Source organism: Synergistota bacterium (assembly GCA_025060595.1).
GTDB lineage: Bacteria > Synergistota > GBS-1 > GBS-1 > GBS-1 > 42-11.
On the sequence record JANXBX010000014.1, the window covers coordinates 1 to 19,789 of the forward strand.

The 19,789-nt window shown below is 41.2% G+C and carries 19 protein-coding genes, 3 tRNA genes and 1 pseudogene; 22 read left to right on the forward strand and 1 reads right to left on the reverse strand.

Annotated elements, in window-relative coordinates:
* Positions 1-602, forward strand: a 602-nt coding sequence (locus tag NZ900_08515) for a methyl-accepting chemotaxis protein (GenBank protein MCS7234125.1), incomplete at its 5' end; no start/stop codon positions are given.
* Between the two features lie 44 nt (positions 603-646).
* Here NZ900_08515 and NZ900_08520 read toward each other — a convergent pair.
* The gene (locus NZ900_08520) at positions 647-2,032 is read right to left on the reverse strand and encodes a SpoIID/LytB domain-containing protein (protein MCS7234126.1); all 1,386 of its coding nucleotides are present in this window, start codon (positions 2,030-2,032) and stop codon (positions 647-649) included.
* A 116-nt stretch (positions 2,033-2,148) separates the two neighbouring features.
* On the opposite strand from NZ900_08520, the gene NZ900_08525 reads away from it, so the two are divergent.
* From NZ900_08525 to grpE, 21 genes and pseudogenes are all read left to right on the forward strand, one after another.
* Positions 2,149-2,223 (forward strand) — tRNA-Lys (locus NZ900_08525).
* Positions 2,224-2,228: 5 nt separating this feature from the next.
* A tRNA-Glu gene (locus NZ900_08530) sits at positions 2,229-2,304 on the forward strand.
* Between the two features lie 12 nt (positions 2,305-2,316).
* Positions 2,317-2,392: transfer RNA gene (locus NZ900_08535), tRNA-Thr, on the forward strand.
* Between the two features lie 98 nt (positions 2,393-2,490).
* A complete protein-coding gene (locus NZ900_08540; protein MCS7234127.1) occupies positions 2,491-3,042 on the forward strand; it encodes a SagB/ThcOx family dehydrogenase in 552 nt (183 codons plus the stop codon).
* 12 nt (positions 3,043-3,054) lie between these two features.
* Positions 3,055-4,131: a redox-regulated ATPase YchF gene (gene ychF / locus NZ900_08545; protein ID MCS7234128.1), complete on the forward strand. Its 1,077-nt coding sequence runs from the start codon at positions 3,055-3,057 to the stop codon at positions 4,129-4,131.
* A 5-nt stretch (positions 4,132-4,136) separates the two neighbouring features.
* On the forward strand, positions 4,137-5,279 hold the full coding sequence (locus NZ900_08550) for a glycosyltransferase family 4 protein (GenBank protein ID MCS7234129.1): 1,143 nt from the start codon (positions 4,137-4,139) through the stop codon (positions 5,277-5,279).
* A gap of 181 nt (positions 5,280-5,460) precedes the next feature.
* A pseudogene (locus NZ900_08555) lies at positions 5,461-5,895 on the forward strand (flagellin).
* Between the two features lie 1,566 nt (positions 5,896-7,461).
* The gene (locus NZ900_08560; protein MCS7234130.1) at positions 7,462-7,812 is read left to right on the forward strand and encodes a flagellin; all 351 of its coding nucleotides are present in this window, start codon (positions 7,462-7,464) and stop codon (positions 7,810-7,812) included.
* Between the two features lie 87 nt (positions 7,813-7,899).
* The gene (locus NZ900_08565) at positions 7,900-8,265 is read left to right on the forward strand and encodes a flagellar protein FlaG (protein MCS7234131.1); all 366 of its coding nucleotides are present in this window, start codon (positions 7,900-7,902) and stop codon (positions 8,263-8,265) included.
* Between the two features lie 46 nt (positions 8,266-8,311).
* Entirely contained in the window at positions 8,312-10,654 is a 2,343-nt protein-coding gene (fliD, locus tag NZ900_08570) for a flagellar filament capping protein FliD (protein ID MCS7234132.1), read from the forward strand.
* Between the two features lie 25 nt (positions 10,655-10,679).
* Entirely contained in the window at positions 10,680-11,285 is a 606-nt protein-coding gene (locus NZ900_08575; protein ID MCS7234133.1) for a hypothetical protein, read from the forward strand.
* Positions 11,286-11,289: 4 nt separating this feature from the next.
* Positions 11,290-11,874, forward strand: a complete 585-nt coding sequence (locus NZ900_08580) for an HAD family hydrolase (GenBank protein MCS7234134.1) — start codon at positions 11,290-11,292, stop codon at positions 11,872-11,874.
* Positions 11,828-12,766, forward strand: a complete 939-nt coding sequence (locus NZ900_08585) for an ATP-grasp domain-containing protein (protein MCS7234135.1) — start codon at positions 11,828-11,830, stop codon at positions 12,764-12,766. The genes NZ900_08580 and NZ900_08585 overlap by 47 nt, the downstream gene beginning before the upstream one ends.
* A 10-nt stretch (positions 12,767-12,776) precedes the next feature.
* Positions 12,777-13,523 carry a glycosyltransferase family protein gene (locus NZ900_08590; protein ID MCS7234136.1) on the forward strand — a complete coding sequence of 249 codons (747 nt, stop codon included), beginning with the start codon at positions 12,777-12,779 and terminating at the stop codon, positions 13,521-13,523.
* Entirely contained in the window at positions 13,516-14,517 is a 1,002-nt protein-coding gene (locus NZ900_08595; GenBank protein ID MCS7234137.1) for an N-acetylneuraminate synthase family protein, read from the forward strand. Before NZ900_08590 ends, NZ900_08595 begins: the two co-directional genes overlap by 8 nt.
* Entirely contained in the window at positions 14,499-15,659 is a 1,161-nt protein-coding gene (locus NZ900_08600) for a DegT/DnrJ/EryC1/StrS aminotransferase family protein (GenBank protein MCS7234138.1), read from the forward strand. Before NZ900_08595 ends, NZ900_08600 begins: the two co-directional genes overlap by 19 nt.
* Before the next feature lie 6 nt (positions 15,660-15,665).
* A complete protein-coding gene (locus tag NZ900_08605; protein ID MCS7234139.1) occupies positions 15,666-16,649 on the forward strand; it encodes a glycoside hydrolase family 88 protein in 984 nt (327 codons plus the stop codon).
* Positions 16,650-16,656: 7 nt separating this feature from the next.
* Positions 16,657-17,706, forward strand: coding sequence for a flippase-like domain-containing protein (locus NZ900_08610; GenBank protein MCS7234140.1), 1,050 nt, complete (start codon positions 16,657-16,659; stop codon positions 17,704-17,706).
* 70 nt (positions 17,707-17,776) lie between these two features.
* A complete protein-coding gene (locus tag NZ900_08615; GenBank protein ID MCS7234141.1) occupies positions 17,777-18,157 on the forward strand; it encodes an MGMT family protein in 381 nt (126 codons plus the stop codon).
* 71 nt (positions 18,158-18,228) lie between these two features.
* On the forward strand, positions 18,229-19,236 hold the full coding sequence (gene hrcA / locus NZ900_08620; GenBank protein ID MCS7234142.1) for a heat-inducible transcriptional repressor HrcA: 1,008 nt from the start codon (positions 18,229-18,231) through the stop codon (positions 19,234-19,236).
* A gap of 21 nt (positions 19,237-19,257) precedes the next feature.
* Positions 19,258-19,785, forward strand: a complete 528-nt coding sequence (grpE, locus tag NZ900_08625; GenBank protein MCS7234143.1) for a nucleotide exchange factor GrpE — start codon at positions 19,258-19,260, stop codon at positions 19,783-19,785.
* The last annotated feature ends 4 nt before the right edge of the window (positions 19,786-19,789 follow it).

Below are 19,789 nucleotides of genomic sequence, written 5' to 3' on the forward strand. Positions count from 1 at the left end.
GTTTATCGCAGATAAGTGATATAGCTTCTAAGATAAGTGGGATAGCTGATCAGACCAACTTATTGGCTTTGAATGCGGCTATAGAGGCGGCGAGGGCTGGAGAGGCTGGTAGGGGATTTGCTGTAGTAGCTGAGGAGGTTAGGAAGTTAGCAGAGGAGTCTAACTTAGCTGCATCTGAGATAGAGGGTTTATCTAGGAGGATGGTTGAGGAGATAGGTAAGTTAGAGGGGATGATGAAGGAGTCTGAGGGTGCTGTTAAGAGGAGTGTGGACTTAGCTAATATGACTAGGGATAGGATAAATGATGTTATAAAGGCTATAGAATCTGTTGGGGAGGGTATAAAGGAGATAGTTACGTTGGTGGAGAATCAATCTGCTGCTACTGAGCAGATGGCTGCTGCTATGGATTCTATAGTTAAGTCTGTTAGGCATGTTATGGAGGTAATAGAGGGTATAGAGAGGGCTGTTGGTGATCAGGAGAGAGTATCTAGTGAGGTTAGGGAGATAGGTGGTAGATTGAGTGAACAGGCTAATAAGCTTAGGGATGCCTTATTAAAGTTTAAGCTTGAGGGAGAGGAGGAAAGGAGAATAAAACCGATTTAGTTTAAAGCGATGGGGAAGGGGTCTAAACCCCTTCCCCATTATGTTTACCATTTTCTTTGAACTTGAGTCTCCGGGAAGTAGAAGTAAAGTATCTCAAGGTAGCTTTTACCTCTTTCAGCAAGAGTTTTTGCTCCCCACTGACTCATTCCTACTCCGTGTCCCCAACCTTTTCCCTCGAATACAAATACCGGTTCACCCTCTTTGGCTTTGAATTCCACTTTTTCTTTAAGCTTTTCATTTTGGGGAGCTACATCCCTTTCTAATATTCCATAAGCTTCAGCTAGTATGAGTATTATCTCATCATAGGATAGACCTTTTGCTAAAAGCTCGCGCACGTTTATGTTTCTTGCTTTGGCTCTTCTTTCCTCTTTGCTGATTTGAGAAGGTGAGGTAGATATTTCATCCTTGGTCTCTTTTTTTGTTGAAGGTTCTCTTTTTGAAACGTCAAAGGCGGTGCTCCTTAAGATGGTGTGGCCTAACATATGTCTAAGGCGTGTAGCTGGTAGCTCTACGCTTCCTTGTGTGCCCAATATTCGAAGGGTTATAACTCTGAAAGAGAAATCATCTTTTTTAGTTATTAATATGTTTTTAACTGTTCCTATTTCAAAGCCGTTATCATACAATATTTCTGTGAGCTTGCTTATCGGGAGCTCCAATTTCCATTGCTTGTGTGGAGAGTCGCAATTATTATAAAAATCCTCTCTCCTTCCTCTTAGATAAGGTATATCTTCTCCCCAAACGGACTTGGCTGATGCGGTATATCCGCCGCTATCAGAGTGGTAAAATGCCTTTGCAACTAATCCTTTATATGTTAAAACTTCTCCTCTGGTGGCATCAATTATTTTGTTAAGGGTTGGATCCTCGTTTGATAGCCCCTTATACTCTTGGCAATGGACTCCTGAGCATAGGTCAAATCCCTGGTTGCCGTGTCTTCCCAAGTTGCTTAAAGCGAAGGTTCTTGAAACGACTGCTTGCGCTTTTAAAGCTTCAGATGGCCAGGATGGGTTGATTTCCGCCTTAAGCACTCCGTAAAGATATTCCTCTATTGATAGGACATTTACGATAGTTAAGCCGCTCTCGCCAGATATGACCTCGAACCTTCCTCTATAGGGTTTTCTATCAAAATATATAAAGCCTCCTTTTGGAGGTGATATGCTTATCTTTCCCTTATAAGAGTTATTGCTAAGTTTTATCGATCCTGACTCAAAAGCAAGCTGTAATTCTTTTCCCTTGAAGATGATTTTAGATCCCATGAAAGCTGTCATATCGCTTTCTGAGGAGAAGATGGCGCTTCTTACACACGTTGCTAAACCAACTCTTATCTCCACTTCCCTTTGGTTTGCTAAGGCAAGCTCTGTAAAAAAGACAAAGAAAAGAAATGAGAGTATAAGTAAAGCTAAAAAAATACTTTGTTTATTTTTCTTCTTCAAAAGAATCACCTCCCAAGGCTTTCTTCTTGAAATTATAACATAGTGCTTTTATGGTAAAATAAAAATCAGGGCCCTTGACATATTTTATCCCCCATAGTATATTTATCTTGCTTTTAGGGCTGTTAGCTCAGTGGTAGAGCATCGGACTTTTAATCCGAGGGCCGCAGGTTCGATCCCTGCACAGCCCACCATGGTCGCTCCCGTCGTCTAGGGGCCTAGGACACCGCCCTTTCAAGGCGGCGGCACGGGTTCAAATCCCGTCGGGAGCGCCATTTTCTTTATATGCCGGTGTAGCTCAACAGGCAGAGCGGTGGAATCGTAATCCACGGGTTGTCGGTTCGAGTCCGGCCACCGGCTCCATGCTGAAAGGAAAAGGCATCCTCCCTTTAGTTAAGGGAGGATGCCTTTATTTTTGTGTTATACTTGAAGTGTAAGCTTTTAAAAAGGTGGTGATGTTCATGCTTAAGGATCTCTTGTTAAAGAGAAGATCGGTTAGAAGTTTTGTTAAAAAGACGGTATCTCGTGAGCTTTTTGACTACCTTTTATGGGTTTCCTATGGTAAGGTTGATGGCAGGCTGGTTGTTCCTTCTGGAGGAGCTACCTACCCAATTCAAATATATGCGGTTTTAGGAGATGTGGAAGGCTTGGAACCCGGAGTTTATAGATATATTAACCTTGAAAATAAGGTCTCTCTTCACCTTAAGGGAGATGTCATGAGGGATCTTTCAAGAGCCTGTTTGAATCAGAGATATGTTGCTGATGCCTCTTTTAATATCGTTATAGCAGTTTATTATCCAAGGATAACTTCGGTTTATGGTGAAAGGGGCAAAAGATACGCAATACTTGAAGCTGGTCACATAGGGCAAAATATCTATCTTGCTTGCGCAGAAAAGGACCTTGGTACTGTTGCTATAGGGGCTTTCAATGACGAAGCGGTCTCTCGGGTTCTTGCCCTTCCTCAAGATATTGCTCCTCTCTATATATTTCCCATAGGCTATCCGGCGAGGTAGGTTAATATGCCCCTGTCCTTAGGAATCGTTGGTTTACCTAATGCGGGAAAGTCTACACTATTTAATGCTTTAACTAAAGCAGGTGTTTTAGTAGCAAGCTATCCCTTTTCTACTATTGATCCTCATAAAGGAGTTGCTTCTGTTCCTGATGAAAGGTTGGAAAAGCTTGCTGAGCTTTTAAATCCTCCTAAGGTTACTCCTGCAGAAATAGAATTTTACGATATAGCTGGGCTAGTAAAGGGGGCGAGTAAGGGAGAAGGGCTTGGAAATCAGTTTCTAAGCCATATAAGGGGGGTTGATGCAGTAGTTGAGGTAGTCAGAGCTTTTGAGGATGGAAGCGTATCTCACTCTGAGGGGAGCATAGATCCTGTTAGGGATGCTCAAATAGTTGAGATAGAGCTTATGTTGTCTGACCTTGAGCTTGTTGAGAAATGGATCGAGAAGTATAAAAGAGCTGCTCGTGTCGGAGATAAAAAGGCGAAGGAAGAGCTAAGCTTGCTGGAAAAGGTAAGAGAGCCTCTTTCGAAAGGTGAACCATTGAGGGGAAAACTCTCTTCAGAGGAGCTTGAAAAGCTCTCTAAATACTACCAGCTTCTTTCAACCAAACCCCACCTTTATTATTTCAACTCTTCTGAGGAGATAGATAAATCCTTGCTGGATAAATTTATAAGCTGGGCCTCTTCAAGAGGTTCTCCTGTTGTTTGGGGTTGTGCTCGTCTTGAGATGGAGCTTTCAGAGCTTTCTCAGGAAGAGGCTCAAGAGCTTATGAGAGAGATGGGACTTGAATCTTCAGTTAAGAGGCTTATAAAAGCATCTTATGAGTTTTTGAATCTTATAACCTTTTTCACATTTAACGAAAAGGAGCTAAGGGCCTGGCCTGTGCTAAGGGGAACGAAAGTTTTGCAGGCTGCCGGTAAAATTCATAGCGATATGGAGAAAGGCTTTATAAAGGCGGAGGTTATTGCAGTTGATTCTCTATTAAAACTTGGTGATTATAAGATCGCTAAGGAAAAGGGTTTTGTCAGGATAGAGGGTAAAGATTACATCGTTCAGGATGGTGATGTAATATACATAATATTCAAGGTTTAAAAAGAGTGCTTTTTTTAATACCTGTTTTAAAGGATGGCTCTGGGATATTTCTAACCAATCTCGCTAAAGGTCTGAAAAGATTTGGATGGGATATATCTTTGGTTTCAGTTTCTAGAAGCGGGGACTGGGTTGAGTGGAAGGATCTTAAAGAGGAATTTAAAAGGATCTCTTCCCAAATTTACGAGATAGACTTTTTCAATAGGTCCTCTCAGGTCTTTTGGGAAAGCGTATCTGAGCTTCTTAAAGTATTAGAGAAAGATAGCTTTGGTATATTGGCTCCTCAGTCTTGTGTTCCAGCTTCCGCTTGCGTAGTTTGCAGGGATATTTTAAGGGTTAACATGCCTATAGTTTTAACCTTTCACAGTTGGGGAATTGATAGACCAGACTGGATGAATCTCTGGGACAGTTGGGCTTTAACTAGGGTTGATCATATATGCTTCGTTTCAGAGGGATATAGAAGCGCCCTTTTAAGTAAAATACCCTTTAGGATTGATAATAATAAGACGTCTGTTATAAGACCTGGTCTTTATATTAATGATATTTACCCTTCTAAGGAAGTTCTTAGGGAGCGTTTTGCCCTTAAGTATAAGGTTCCAAAGAGTTCTCTATGGATAACCACTCTTGGTGGTATATCTGAGAGAAAGGGACACCTTGAGCTTATAAAGGCCTTTGAGGCTTTCATTAGTAGTGGAGCAGATGCTTATCTTTTCCTTATAGGACCCGTTAGAGAAAGAGGATATTTTAAGGAGATGCTTTCCGTTTTTAAGAGAATCCCTTATAGGGTTAAGTTTTTAGGATACATAAAAGATCCATATTCTTTGATTAAGGCTTCGGATGTTTTTATTTTCCCAAGTAAAAGCGAAGGGCTTGGTTTAGCTTTAATGGAGGCTATGGCATTGGGAGTTCCCTGTATATCTTCAAATATTGAGGGGACTGAGGATTTAGTTTGCGGTGGTGAATACGCTTTGCCTTTGGGTGAGATTGGCGAGAAGGAAATACTAAAAGCTTTATTATATGCTCTTGAAAATTATGGGGATTTGTTGTATATTTCTGTTAAGGCTAAGGAAAGGGTTTTAAGGGAGTTCGGTTTTGAGAAAACGTTAAGTCTTTATGATGCTCTTTATAAAAAATTTTTAAAGGCCTCTTAAGTTGGTCTTAAGGCTTCCGATATAAATGGTGAGAGGAGGTGGTTTAAGAGGGAGAAGTTAAGTTATGTAAAGATAAGTTTAAGATAGTTTTGCATGGATGCTTTTAGAGCCAACGGAAGGCTCGGCACCTTAGGCAAGGATGCTTAAGGTGTAAAAGATTTAACCAAGGAGGGTGAGGCTTATGATAGTTAATCACAATATCTCCGCGTTAAATGCTTATCGTAATTTAACGATTACACAGTCGAGTTTGTCCAAGTCGCTTGAGCGTCTTTCCTCAGGTTTAAGGATTAACCGTGCCTCTGATGATGCTGCAGGTCTTGCAATTTCTGAGAAGATGAGGACCCAGATAAATGGTTTAGCTCAGGCTGTTAGAAACTCCCAAGACGGTATATCTTTAATACAGACTGCTGAGGGAGCTATGGATGAGATCCACGCTATTTTGCAGAGAATGAGAGAGCTAGCAAACCAGGCTGCAAACGATACTTACACTGCGTACGATCGTCAGCAGATACAGAAGGAAATAGATCAGCTTAGGGCTGAGATAGATAGGATTGCTGAAACCACACAGTTTAACACCAAAAAGCTTTTGACTGGAGAGCTTTCTTACAGCATAAATAAGGTTAGGGGAGATGCTACAGTTGTTAATATGAGCGCTGATAGCCGCGTTGAGGCTGGAAAGTATCAGGTAGCTATATATCAAGCTGCCGATGTGGCTAAGCTTATCGGTGGGACCGCCTTTGATTCAACCGGTGGTACAAGCATGGTGCTTCACACTGGTAACATATACATAAACGGCGTAGCGGTTCACTTTGATTCCGAGGAGTATAACGCTGCCTCTGATAAGCTTCAGTACATAGTTGATAAGATTAATGCTGTAAGAGCCCAAACTAACGTTGAGGCTCGCAAGGTTCAGAATCCTTATACCCCTGGTGTTTATCACCTTCAGCTCGTTCAGCTTGATGTGGGGACCTCTAATGTGATTCAGCTTTCCGGTGACGATCAAACGTTGAAGGACCTGGGCTTCGGCTTGAGGATGGGTGGAGTAGGTGGTAATATAACAACTAATATTTCTGATGTTGTGGGTGCAACTGGATCGATATTTATAAATAACATATATGTGGGGAATGTTGCTGCAAATAATACGATTCAGGATATAGTTGGAATGATAAATAGTAAGGCTTCTCAAACTGGTGTAGTTGCTGAGGCCGTACAAGTGGGTATCAGCGCAAGCGTGCATACATGGCAGCTTAGACTGGTTGAGGCAACGCCAGGAAGAGGAATAAACTTGGGATATTCTACGGTTAGCCTTATAAACGCTCTTGGCTTTAGTAGTGGTGTTGATGTCTTATCTGGGGGTTATACATTGATCAGAAGGGGTGGCGATTCCAATGAAAGGTGGTTTGAGGGAGCGGAGGGAATAACGACAGGCGTCTTTACCAATCAGTTTGTAAATGGGGATCGAATAAGGATAAACGGTGTATGGATAACCTTAAGGGATGATAGTATAGGATTGAATTTACAGTCTCTCGTTTCCGTTGCTGCTAGAATCAATAGTTACTCTGAGGTGACAGGTGTTAAGGCGGAGGTTGTTACGACTGGAGCTCAAGATGGGCAAGCGCGCTTAAGGCTTTACCAGATAACTCCCGATCCTAATAACAAGATAATTCTTTACTCCGATGTTTCCGAGGCTAATAGGAAGATAGATATGGCCACTGGTGATGTGACTACCAATACTTCTCGAGCTCTTAGCAATATAGGTTTCAGCGCTGCCAATGCTAATGGTATTCTTGATTCAACAGTCATAGGTGCTCGCTCAACAACCGGTGTTAACGTAAAAGTCAGGGTATATTCTACTGACCAGTTTGGTAATCATATAGCTATATACCATGATAAAGCTCTTATAATTGAGGGGCAAGGCTACTTGGTTAAGCTTGACAAACAGAAGATCGGTAATAACGTTTACACTCCGCTTAATTACGACTACACTAAGAAGGCTGTTGGCTTAAGCCTTGAGGTTAAAGGTTCTAATACTCCTTGGGCAACAGCTAAAACTTTCTCTTACGTTGATCCTTCATCTGGTGATACTACTGATGAAGTTTACCTTTGGGGTAGTGCTGCTGAAGTGAGAGTTAAGACGGACAAGAACCTCTTCCTTCATGTTGGAGCTAACGAGGGTGAGACTATGAGGATAGATATAGATTCTTTGAGCACTGATGGTCTTGGTATAACTGAGCTTGATGTTACTACTCATGAGGGGGCTGAGCTTGCGTTAACTAAGCTTAGCGATGCTATAAACAGGGTTTCTGACCAGCGTGCGAAGCTTGGTGCTTTCCAGAACAGGCTTGAGCATACTATAAGGAATCTGAGGGTAGCTCAGGAGAATACACAGGCTGCTGAATCTAGAATTAGGGACGTAGATATGGCTCAGGAAATGATGCAGTTTACTAAGCTTCAGATACTTCTTCAATCTGGTACTGCTATGCTTGCTCAGGCTAATACGATACCTCAGACCGTGTTACAGCTGTTGAGATAACGATCTACTGTTTGATGGGAAGGGGGGGAGTGCCCATGTTGGCGCTCTTCCCCTTTTCTCTTTTAGGGTTGGAGGTGTTTTGAGGGTATGAGGATCGAGGACATGAAACTGGAGGCGGACTTTAAAACAATTCAGGTAGTTAAAAAGGAAGCTCATCAGGAGAAAGCGCTCTCAGAGCCTTTGAAGAAGATTCAAGAGGATCAGAAAAAGGCTGCGCAGGGAGAGCTTAATAAAGAAGAGCTGAAAGATATTGTGGATAAATTTAATAAGTTTTTTGATCTTTTTAACATCCAGCTTAAATTTAAGCTTCATGAGGAAACGAAGTTCTGGGTTGTTAAGGTGGTTGATGTTAAAAACGATAAGGTTATAAGGGAGATACCGCCTGAGAGGATACTTGATATGTTTGCAAAAATGATGGAGCTTATGGGGGTTCTTTTTGATGAAAAGGCTTAGGCTCCTATTTTCCTTTCCGAATAATATAAGTGGGAGGTGAAGGAAGTTGGCGACATCTTCAATTCAGTTTAGCGGTCTAATTTCTGGTTTGGATACGTCCTCCATAGTGGAGAAGCTTATGGAGGTTGAAAAACAGCCTTTAAAGAGGCTTGAGGAGAAGATAAATTACCTTAAGTGGAAGAAGGAGGCCCTTCTTGAGGTTAATAGCTCTCTTTTGTCTTTGTATAACTCTATTGGTGATCTTACCTTTTCTGTTACCTTCACCTCCCGAACTGTTAAATCTACAAACGAGAGCGTAGTTACTGGGAAAGCAACTAATTATGCTACTCCCGGAAGCTATGATATTGAGGTGGTTCAGCTTGCTTATGGGGAAAGACTAAGCGGGAGTTACTTTTCTGATCCAAGTGCTCCCATAGGTACCGGCTCAGGGACAGGAAGTCACACGTTTTATATCAATGGTGTGGCTATTACAGTGAGCGATGCTTACACTTTAAATGAGGTTAGGGATGCTATAAACTCTGTGACCAACCAAACCAAAGTTAAGGCTTATATTATCGGAGGGAAGCTTGTTTTGGAGAATATCAATACAGGGAGCTCTGCCGGTATAACGCTTATCGATTCGGGAAGCGTCTCTGGCGGTGCCGATTCAAGCGAGGTGTTGGAATCCCTAGGTATTTTAAACGATGCTAAGGAGAAGATTAATGTTCTTCAGATCGCTCAAGATGCGATCGTTAAAGTTAATGGAGTTGCTATAACTTCTTCTACCAATACTGTTAGGAATGCTATTCCAGAGATAACCTTAAGCCTCCAAAGTGTAGGGAATGCTCGACTTAGTGTTACTTATAACGTTGATAAGGCTGTCGAAGCTATGAAAAAGTTTGTTGAGAAGTATAACGAGACAGTTGATCTTTTAAGTAAGTATCTCACTGAAAGGGTTGTTGTGGATCCCCAGACTGATGAGGAAAAAAAGCAAGGGATACTTAGGGAAGAAACGAGCTTAAGGCTTTTGTATTACAGATTGAGAGACGAAATAACGAGGAAAGTCCCTGGAGTTCCAGGATTAGAGATAGTAAGCCAAGTAGGATTAACAACAGGCTCGTGGAGTATCGGTTCAGCAGCTATAGAACAGGCTAAGAAGGGACACTTGGAGTTCGACGAAGGCAAGTTTAGAGAGGCTATTGAAAGGGATCCTTTGAAAGTATATAGGCTCTTTGCTGCCGAGGGGCGCTATGTAGAATCGGAGAGTTTAATGGAATACAAGATAGGTAGTCCCATAGGTTTGTGGCACTTTGATGAAAGAGCTGGAAGCACATCCTATGATTACTCTGGTAATGGGCTTAATGCTCAAGTTGTAGGAGCCTCGAGATCTCTTGAAGGAGGAAATTATGCTCTATACTTTAATGGTGTTTCAGATTATGTCAGTATAGCTTCAAACCCATTGCTTGATATAACTGATTCCTTGACGCTTGAGGCTTGGATAAAGCCCACAAGTACAAGTGGGCTTCAAACCATTCTCGTTAAAGGTGATGATTTGGGTACAAATTATGGTTTAAGGCTTAATGGAAGTGAGCTCGAATTCTTTTATGTTGATTCTGTTGGCACAGAGCATGTTTATAGAACCTCTTTAGCTCAGATAAGTAGCGGAAACTGGTATCATTTAGCTGTAAGTTTTAAATTTGGGGATGGGAACTCTATAAGTGTTAGGATAAATAATGCTTTGGTTTCGGGAAGCTGGGTAGTTGGAGATGGAGGCGGCTCAGCACAAGTTAACTCTCGAAGCTTAACTGTGGGTTCTGCTAATAATTATTCTGAAAGAAATCCGTTTAATGGTATAATAGATGAGGTAGCGGTTTATAATTCCATTTTAAGCGGATCTCAGATTGCGGAAAGATACGCTGCCTCAAGAAGGACAGTTTATCGTTTAAGTGTAACGCCTGTGTCTATGGAGCAACCGCCAAGCGTGAGAGTTGGGGGTAATAGCTACTCTCTTGTGGCTGGTGTACCAGGCATGGGTGAGTTTAGCTTAAGCTACTCTACAGGTAGGGTTCTTTTGGGAAATGCTCCTTCACCGGGGGTTAATGTCACTGCAAGCTATGTGGGAGATGCTGAAAACAAAGATTACTGGGGAGTAGCTAGGAGGATAAAAGATATACTCTATAATTACACAAGGTGGGGCGGTATTATACTTTCTACAGCTGGGACTGGTGGTACTATAGATCAGCAGCTTAATCGCCTTGAAAAGGAAAAAGCTGATATGGAGGCAAGATTGGCTGAGAAGGAAAGTTCCCTCTGGAATAGATTCATAGCCCTTGAGGAAGCCTTGAGCAAATTGCAAAGCCAAAGCAATTGGCTTTCAGCCTATTTAGCGAGCTTAAGTGGATCAAAATAGATATAGATTAAAAGGAGGAAGTTATATGGTTAAAGTCTTCGTCGATGAGGAAGAGAGAATAGACCTTGAGGATATGGAGGTTGGTGAGGTTGTCTCTAAGGTTGAAGAGGAGCTTAAAAGAAGCGGTAGAGTAATAACGAGGGTGGAGTTGGATGGAAAGCCTCTCGGTGAAAGAAAGCTTGAGGAGGTTGATGTAAGTAAAGTTAAAGAGATATCCTTTTTTAGCAAAAGTGTAGTGGAGCTTGTTAGGGAATCTTTGACTGATCTTCAGGTTTACTTGCCTCGGCTTGCAGGAGGATTAAAGGATATAGCTTCTTTATTTAGAGTGGGAGAGTTTAAAAAAGCCTTAATGCTTCTTCCTAAGGCTGTTGAAGGGATCGGTTGGCTGATAAAGGTCTTTGAATATACCGCTCTTTTACTTGGGGTTGAATGGAAGAAGGTAGAAGGTATTGATTTTGAAACGGAGAGAGATTTGGTAATAACCAGGTTGGGGGAAGTTTCTAAGGCTCTTGAGGACAGGGATTTTATAAGGCTTTCGGATCTTCTGGCTTATGAAGTAGCTCCAACGGTTGAGGAGTGGGGCAAGCTAACCGATTACCTTTTATCCTTGGCTCGACAATTGCGTCATTGAAGTTATGGTTAGGGCGGCCTTCATAGATAGAGATGGTACTATTCTTGACAATATGGGATATCTTAATCATCCTGAACGCGTTAAACTATTAGATAGAGTAGCTCTTGGTATAAAGCTTCTTAGAGAAGCAGGGTGGAAAATAGTAGTCGTTACTAATCAGGGTGGCATAGAGAGAGGATACTATACGCATGATATCTTACACCTTGTGAATATGCGAATGCTTGAGCTTTTATGGAGAGAGGGAGCTATTATAGATGCCTTGTATTATTCTCCCTTTGTTAGTAATGCTCCTTGCAAGAAGCCCAATCCAGGAATGATAGAAAGGGCTGTTAGGGAGTTAGGTATAGATTTAAGGAGCTCCTTTGTGGTAGGGGATCAACTTATGGATCTTGAACTTGCTAACCGTGTTGGTTGTGCGGGAATTTTTGTTTTAACGGGCTTTGGTTTAGGTTTTTATGATTATATGAGAGAAAAGGTAGAAGCATTAAATCCCTTATTCATAGGGAGAGATCTTTTAGAGGTTGCCGAATGGGTGGTAAATGGTGAAGGTTCTAATTACTTCAGCTTCAAGAAAGGTGGTGTTGGTTAGAAGCTTTAAGCAGTATGCGATAGTTTATGCTACTGATATAGATTCCCTTTCACCGGCCATCTATGTGGCTGATTTTTTTTACAAAGCCCCTTTGACTCTATCTCCGGAGTTTCCCAAATTTGTGTTAGACCTCGTTAAGAGAGAAAAAATAGATTTGGTTGTACCAACGACTGATGATGATCTTTTGGTTATAGCCTCAATCAGAGAGGCTCTATTTGAAGAAGGTGTATTCCCCTTGGTTTCCCCATTAGATGTAGTTCTGACTTGCAATGATAAGCTTAAGACCCTCTTTTTCTTTAAAAAGAACGGTATTCCCACTCCAGACACCTTTACCCTTGATGAGTTTAAAAGAGGATATACTTTGCCCTTTAAGGCCATGTTTAAGAAGAGGTTTGGTAGAGGAAGTAGGGGTAACTTTTCCCTTAATAAAGGAGAGGTTATTCCCGAAAGTATAAGTGAGGATTACCTCATTCAGAGGTACATAGAAGGTAGGGAGTATACCATAGATGCCTTTGTTGACCTTGAGGGTAAGGTGATATCGGTGGTTCCAAGGGAGAGGATTTTGGTGAGTGATGGGGTTTCTATAAGGGGAAGAACAGTTAGAAGTTCAGAGCTGATATCCTGGGGTAGAAAAATATGTGAGATTCTTAGGCCATTAGGTCCAGTTAATATTCAATGCATATGGGGAGAAGAGGGGCTTTTCTTCATAGAGATAAATCCCCGTTTTTCGGGAGGGATAGCCTTAACGTTAGCTTCAGGTGCTAATTTCGTCAAATGGAGTTTAGACTTGGCGTGTGGAAAGAAACTGTCTCCTTTTTACGATTTTGAAGAGCTTTACATGAGCTGTTATAACGATCCTATATTTTTCAAGACTCCCTTAGGAGGGGTTTAATTTGAGGATAGTGGGATTAGTTCAGGCCAGGATGGGGTCAAGGCGCTTTCCAGGTAAGGTGCTTGCGGAGCTTGATGGTAAACCTCTTATTCTCTTTTTGCTTGAGAGATTAAGGTTTTCCAGGAGAGTGGATAGCTTTATTATAGCTACCTCAAATCTCCCTGAGGATGATGTTTTGGTTGAGGTTGTAAGGAGAGGAGGTTATCAAGTCTTCAGAGGAGATCCTATAGATGTGCTTGATAGGTTTTATAAGGCTGCTTATTTGTTTGAGGCGGATTACGTAGTAAGGATAACTGCTGATAACCCATTAACTGATCCAGAGCATATGGACGAGGCAGTTATGAGCGCTGTTAATAAAAGGGCTGACTATGTAACCTTTGTTGGTCTTCCTCTTGGAGCCTCTACAGAAGTTATTTCCTTTGGTGCTCTGAAAAGGGCTTATGAGGAGGCAAAATCTCCCTATCAGAGAGAACATGTAACTCCTTATATAAATGAAAACCCTGATAAATTTAAAGTTATATATCTTAAAGCTTTTCCAGATTTTAAGTATGATAGCTTTAGGTTAACTGTAGATTACCCTGAGGATCTTGAGCTTATTAGGGCGATATTTAGGGAAATGAGGGATAAAGTAGATTGGAAGATTGGAGATGTTATTGAGCTTTTAATAGCTAGATCTGAAATAGCCGTCTTGAATAAGCATGTTATTCAGAAGAGCAAATTTGAAGTAGATGAGAGGTGGAATAATAAGAATGGTTAGAGTTGGCAGGAAGTTCATAGGTATGGGAGCTCCTTGCTTTGTTATAGCTGAGGCTGGGATAAATCACAATGGTGATGTGGAGCTTGCGAAAGAGCTTATAAGACAGGCCGCAAAAAGCGGCGCTGATGCGGTTAAGTTTCAGATATTTCATGCGGAAAACCTCGTTGAGGAGGGAACACCTGAATTTGAGATGTTTAAGAAGTATGAGCTTCCTGATAGCCTTTGGAAGGAGCTTGCTTACCTTGCTGAGAAGGAGGGCATTATCTTTATGGCTACTCCCTTTGATCTTGAGGCTGTGAGGATAATGGAGGATATAGGTGCTTTGGCTTACAAAATAGCTTCGGGAGATATAACTAACTTTGAGCTTATAAGTCATGTGGCTAGGAAGTGGAAACCGGTATTTCTATCTACCGGTGGGGCTACTATTGAGGAGGTAGCGTCTGCTGTAGATTGTGTGTATGGAGAGGAAAACGACAGAGTAATACTTCTTCACTGTGTTTCTTGTTATCCTGCTCCTCAGGAGGAGTTGAATTTAAGGGCTATTAATGACCTCTGGAGGCACTTTTATCTTCCTGTTGGTTTTTCTGATCATAGCATAGGTATAGAGGCAGCTTTGGTTGCTGTCTCCATGGGAGCTGTAGCTATAGAGAAGCATTTTACTTTAGATAAGTCTTTACAAGGACCTGATCATATTCACTCTTTAACTCCTGATGAGCTTGCTGATATGGTTAACAAGATAAGGAAGATAGAGAAGATGTTTGGAAGCGGTAGAAAAGAGCCTTTACCATGCGAATCGGAGGTAAGAACAAAGGGGAGGAGAGGAATCAAAGCCGCTATAGATATACCGAGAGGAACGATTATAGAAAGGAGGATGTTATCTTTAGTTAGACCTAAGAGGGGGATAGGCGTAGAGGATCTTAAAAATGTTTTAGGTAAAAAGGCTAAAAGGAATATCATGAAGGGAGAGGATCTCCGTTGGGAGGATCTAAGCTAATGAGTGTTCCCTTCTTTAAGCCATCTATTGGGAATGAAGAGATAGAAAGCGTAGCTGAGGTCTTAAGGAGCGGATGGCTGACTAAGGGTAGGCTAACTGAGAAGTTTGAGGAAAGTTGTAAGAGCTTCCTTTCGGCTTCCGATTGCCTTGCAGTTTCCTCTGGGACCGCTGGTCTTCATCTTGCGCTTTTGTCTTTAGGTTTAAAGCCTGGAGACGAAGTTATAACAACTTCCTTAACTCATGTAGCTACAGTTCAAGCGATACTTTATGTAGGTGCCAAACCGGTATTTGCTGATATAGACCCTGAGACGATGAATCTCTCTCCTCAAGAGGTCTTAAAGAGGATAACACGCAAAACCAAGGCTATTCTTCCCGTTCATTTTGCAGGGCACCCTTGTGATATGGATGAGTTTAAGAATATAGCGAAAGATTATAATATTCGTATCGTTGAAGATGCTGCTCATGCCTTTGGTGCTTCATATAATGGAAGAATGATAGGGAGCGATAGTTTAAGTGACATAACGGTTTTTAGCTTCTATCCAAACAAGCCCATAACTACTGGAGAGGGAGGTTTGGTATGTGGAAGTAAAGAGGTAATAGGAAGGCTTAGAGTTATATCTCATCACGGTATAGTTTACCCTATAAATGGCAGGCTGTGGAAGTATGATGCTCTTGAGCTTGGATATAAATATAACTTTACTGATATTCAAGCTGCTATAGGATTGGTTCAGCTGTCTAAGGCTAAGGATCTCCTCTTAAAAAGGAAAAAGTGGTTTGAGCTTTATAATGAAGCTTTCAAAGATGAGGAGGCTTTGATAAAACCTGTTGTTAAGAAATACGCCTTTCCTTCATATTATATATATCCTTTAAGGCTTAATTTAGAAGCTTTAAGGTGTTCTCGTGATGAGTTTGCTCTTTCTCTTGAGAAGGAGGGAGTGGGGATAAGCGTTCACTATTCCCCACCGGTTCATCTTCACTCTTATTACCTTAGAACCCTTGGTGTTAAGGAGAGCTTCTTACCTATTACAGAGGAGGCCTCAAAAAGCGAAATAAGCCTTCCCCTTTATCCTGATATGACTGAGGAAGAGTTTGATTTCGTCGTAGACAAGGTGTTTAAGCTTCTTAAGGTGTTTAAGAGGTGAACAGCTTTGATTCTTGAGAAGATAGAGGGCGTTTTAAAGAGTGAAAACCTTAAAAAAGGCTTTCCAAGTTACACGATTAAGGGAAGGTGGTGGTTTAAACCCTTTGACCATCCGGATTTTTGGGATTTGGGCTTTTTCGTTGGGTTGCTCATTAAAATCGAAGATTTTAGAGATATAGGGCTTAGTCTTCTTAAGAGGCTTGAAGAGAGGGAGTATCCTTTAAATCATAATTTAGGTTTTTTGGTTTATAGCTCTTTCGCCCCAGCTTATATAGTAACAGGCTCTAAGAGGATAAGAGACAGAATAGAGGTTGAAGCTAAGAGATTAGCATCGCTTTTTGATAAAAGCTTGGGTTTCATCCCAATGGATTACCCTAGGAGTAGTAGTATAGCTATTGATACTTTAGCCTCTATTGAGATGCTTTGGTGGGCTTCAAAGGAGTTCAGAAATGAGGAGCTTTTTGAGATTGCGAGGAAGCATGCTTTAAGCTCCTTAAGGTTTCTTTTAAGAGATGATGGTTCAACTATTCATATATATTCTATGAGTGAAGGCCCTATTAAAGGACAAGGTTTAAGCTCCTTAAGCTGTTGGTCGAGAGGGGCTGCATGGGGAGCTCTCGGTTTCTTAAGAGCCTATGAGGAAACTGGGGAGGCTGTATTTAATGAAGCTTGTAAGAGGATATTAAGGTTTGCCAGAAGAAACGTGGATGAAGATGGCGTTCCTCCATGGGATTTCTGTGATAGATATGGTCCTAAGGATACATCGGCAGGTGCCATATTCTTGAAAGTTTTATCCTCTTTTGATAGGGAGTTCTCGACTTGGAGAAGCTGCTTGCTTAAGACCCTTTCCCTTAAGTATGTTGCTAGGGAGAGAGACTGGGAAGGGCTTCTTAAGGGAGGCTGTTATCATTATCACTGGAAGAAAGGTATAAATGAAAGTTTAATTTGGGGAGATTTCTTCGCTTTAGATATCTTCAGATCTATGGTATAATATCCTTATGAAGGGGACTTCCCTCAAGAAGGGTCTTTTCATTTTCCTTCTTATAACTTTTACTACTGCCTTTTTTGTGATTTTCTTTACGATAAGTAAAGAGACGATTAGTGCTCTCTTTAAGCTGAATAAGTTATCCCTTTTGTTGGCTTTCTCCTGTATATTTGCCTCTTGGACTTTTGAGTTTCTAAGGTTTAGAGAGCTTATACGTGCTGCAGGCTGGGATATAAGCTTTCTTGATGGTTTAGTGCTTGTATGGATAAACTATTTCGGCTGTGCTGTTACTCCTCTTCAAAGTGGTGGAGGGCCATTTCAGATATATGTCCTCTATAGGAAAAACGTTCCCATCGGTATAGGCTTTGCTGTTACTCTCATAAGAACCTTAATAACGCTTATAATACTTAGCTTTGCAGGTCCTATAATAATATTTGCTCATCCCGAAATGACTGAAAATGCCCTTTTAAAGGGAATGATGATATATGTTTCCGTTTTCCTTGTTGGCGTTTCTATTCTTATCTTTATAAGCCTGAAGAGGGTTGAGCTAATAAGGAAGATAGCGATGTGGGTGGTTCTTTTCCTTCATAGGTTAGGGCTTTTTAGAAAGGTTGGGCCTAGGTATGTGATAAGACGGATTAATAAGGAGATAGAGCTTTATAATGATAACTTTAGGGTTCTTATCGGGAAAGGTAAGAGGCATCTTGCATTAGCTATAGCTTATAGCTTCTTACAGCTTCTTGCTCACTTTCTTGCCCTTCCCTCAGTGATGTGGGGAATGGGTTTAAGCTTTGAATTGGATAAGGTTCTGATGATTCAAGCGGTTTTCTTATTTATACTCTATTTCGTTCCTACACCTGGCGGGAGCGGTGTGGCAGAGGGTGGAGCTGCTATATTATTCCGTTACGTAATGCCTGCACATATGGCTGGCGTTATGGCTGTCTTGTGGAGGTTTTTCACGGATTATATACCTATAATACTTGGAGGTATAGTTACGCTTAAGATATTTGGCCTTAGAACCCTTGAAGAGGTGATGAAGCCTGGGGAGGAAGGGCTTCAATGAAGCTAGTTATGAGATCTATTACTATCCTTTCCCTTTTAGTTTTCTTATTCTGAGGCTTTCTTTAAGAGGTTTGTTCTCCTCTTCTTTTTCCTCTTCTCCTTTAGGGAGTGTTTTACCTCGAGGTTGGCTTAAAAAGGTTCTCGAGGATTATCTTTCGGGTAAAGATAAGAGTCTCTCTTATCCTCTTGATTTTACTGGGGTTTCATTGAAGCTCTTTCCTATATACTCCCTATTGTTGAAGATCCCACCTGGAAGGACTATATCTTATGGAGAGCTTGCTCGTCAAGCCTGTACGTCTCCACGTGCTGTAGGTACAGCTATGAGACTTAATAGACATGTTCTTTTCATTCCCTGTCATAGGGTTGTTAAAAGTGATGGCAGTTTGGGAGGTTTTTCATGTGGTATTGAGGTTAAACGCTGGCTTATAGCGCATGAGCTTGACAAAATTTGACTTTCGTGCTAATTTTTATGATTGCTATTAGCACTCTAAGTGTTGGAGTGCTAAAGAGGGTGGGGGAGATGTTGACTGAAAGACAAAAGAAGATACTTATTGCGCTTGTTAAGGATTATATAGAGAGTGCGGAGCCGGTAGGGTCGAGGACTCTGTCGAAGAAGTACTTTCCTACGTTAAGTCCCGCTACGATTAGAAATGAGATAGCGGATCTTGAGGAGATGGGATTTTTCTATCAGCCTCACACTTCTGCTGGTAGGGTGCCTACTAACAGAGCTTATAGATATTATGTCAATGCCATATTAAGTGGAGAGGAAGAGCTTTCTATAGATGAGCATCTTTTTATGGATTTCGTTAACAAGACTAAAGAAGAGGTAGAGTTGCTTTTAAGGAGAATTGGTAAGCTTCTATCAAAGGCTACAGATTACTTAAGCGTTGTAGTTGCCTTAAGGTCGAGGGAAAGCACTATAAGGAAGATCGAACTTGTGAGACTGGATTCTATGCATGCTATGATGATAATAGTGACAGAGGGAGGCTGGGTTCACCATAAGGTTATATCTCTCCAGGAGAATATAAGTGCTGAGGAGCTTGAAGAGCTTGGGAGATATATAAATGAAAAGCTAAGTGGTAGAACATTGGGTAGTCTTAATGAAGCGCTTTTGAGGGAAATTATTAAGAGGCTTGAGGAATACAGAACTATTTGCGTTGAAACTGTTCAAGCTCTTAGAGAGATTAAAGAAAAGATCGAGAGTAAGGTTTATCTGGAGGGTAGAACCAATATACTTAAGCTTCCTGAATTTAAAGATGTAGAGAAGATGAGGATAATTCTTGAGGTCTTAGAAGAAGAAGATTTTATGGCTAAAATGCTTACCGAGCTTTCTAGAGAGAAGAATATAAGCGTAATAATAGGGGAAGAAAACCCGGTAGAAAAGATGAGGGATTGTAGCTTGGTTACGGCTAGCTATAATTTGGGCGGTAAGATAATGGGAGTTTTAGGTATAATTGGTCCCACTCGTATGGATTACAAGAAAGTTATATCTATTATGAAGGCTATGACTCAGGTTTTCGAATCAAGTTAAGGAGGGGGTCTTAGTTAAAAAATGAAATCTCTTCGTAAAAGACCGAGTAAAAAAGAATATAAAAAGCTTCTAGAGAGGATTAAAGAAGCAGAAGAGGAAAAGCTTGAGTTAAGGAAGCTTATAGATAGCTATAGGAATATGTTAGCAAAGATGCAGATAGATTTTGATAGTTTTAGAAAGCGTGTTGAAAGGGATAAGGAGATCGAGCGTGCTATGGCTTCCGAAAGAATAATAAGGGAGATTCTTCCTGTGCTTGATAACCTTGAGCATGCTGCTAATGCTAGCCTTGATTCTAATGGTAACGCTAGCATAGCTAATGGTATAAAGATGATCTTAAGACAGCTTTTAAACGTCCTTGCTAAAGAAGGGCTTGAGGTTGTACCTACTGTGGGAAGCGAGTTTGATCCCTCTATTCATGAAGCGGTTGAAGTTATTCCTATTGACAGTGATGAAGAGGATGGAAAAGTGATTTTGGAGGTTAGAAAAGGATACACTTTGGGTGGCAGGGTTATAAGGCCTGCCTTAGTAAAAGTTGGGAAAAAGGGGTGATGGG

Coding starts and splice junctions, on each gene's coding strand:
- NZ900_08540 (MCS7234127.1), top strand. CDS start 2,491: ATGCTTAAGGATCTCTTGTTAAAGAGAAGATCGGTTAGAAGTTTTGTT.
- NZ900_08560 (MCS7234130.1), top strand. CDS start 7,462: ATGAGGATAGATATAGATTCTTTGAGCACTGATGGTCTTGGTATAACT.
- NZ900_08565 (MCS7234131.1), top strand. CDS start 7,900: ATGAGGATCGAGGACATGAAACTGGAGGCGGACTTTAAAACAATTCAG.
- NZ900_08575 (MCS7234133.1), top strand. CDS start 10,680: ATGGTTAAAGTCTTCGTCGATGAGGAAGAGAGAATAGACCTTGAGGAT.
- NZ900_08580 (MCS7234134.1), top strand. CDS start 11,290: ATGGTTAGGGCGGCCTTCATAGATAGAGATGGTACTATTCTTGACAAT.
- NZ900_08595 (MCS7234137.1), top strand. CDS start 13,516: ATGGTTAGAGTTGGCAGGAAGTTCATAGGTATGGGAGCTCCTTGCTTT.
- NZ900_08610 (MCS7234140.1), top strand. CDS start 16,657: ATGAAGGGGACTTCCCTCAAGAAGGGTCTTTTCATTTTCCTTCTTATA.
- grpE (MCS7234143.1), top strand. CDS start 19,258: ATGAAATCTCTTCGTAAAAGACCGAGTAAAAAAGAATATAAAAAGCTT.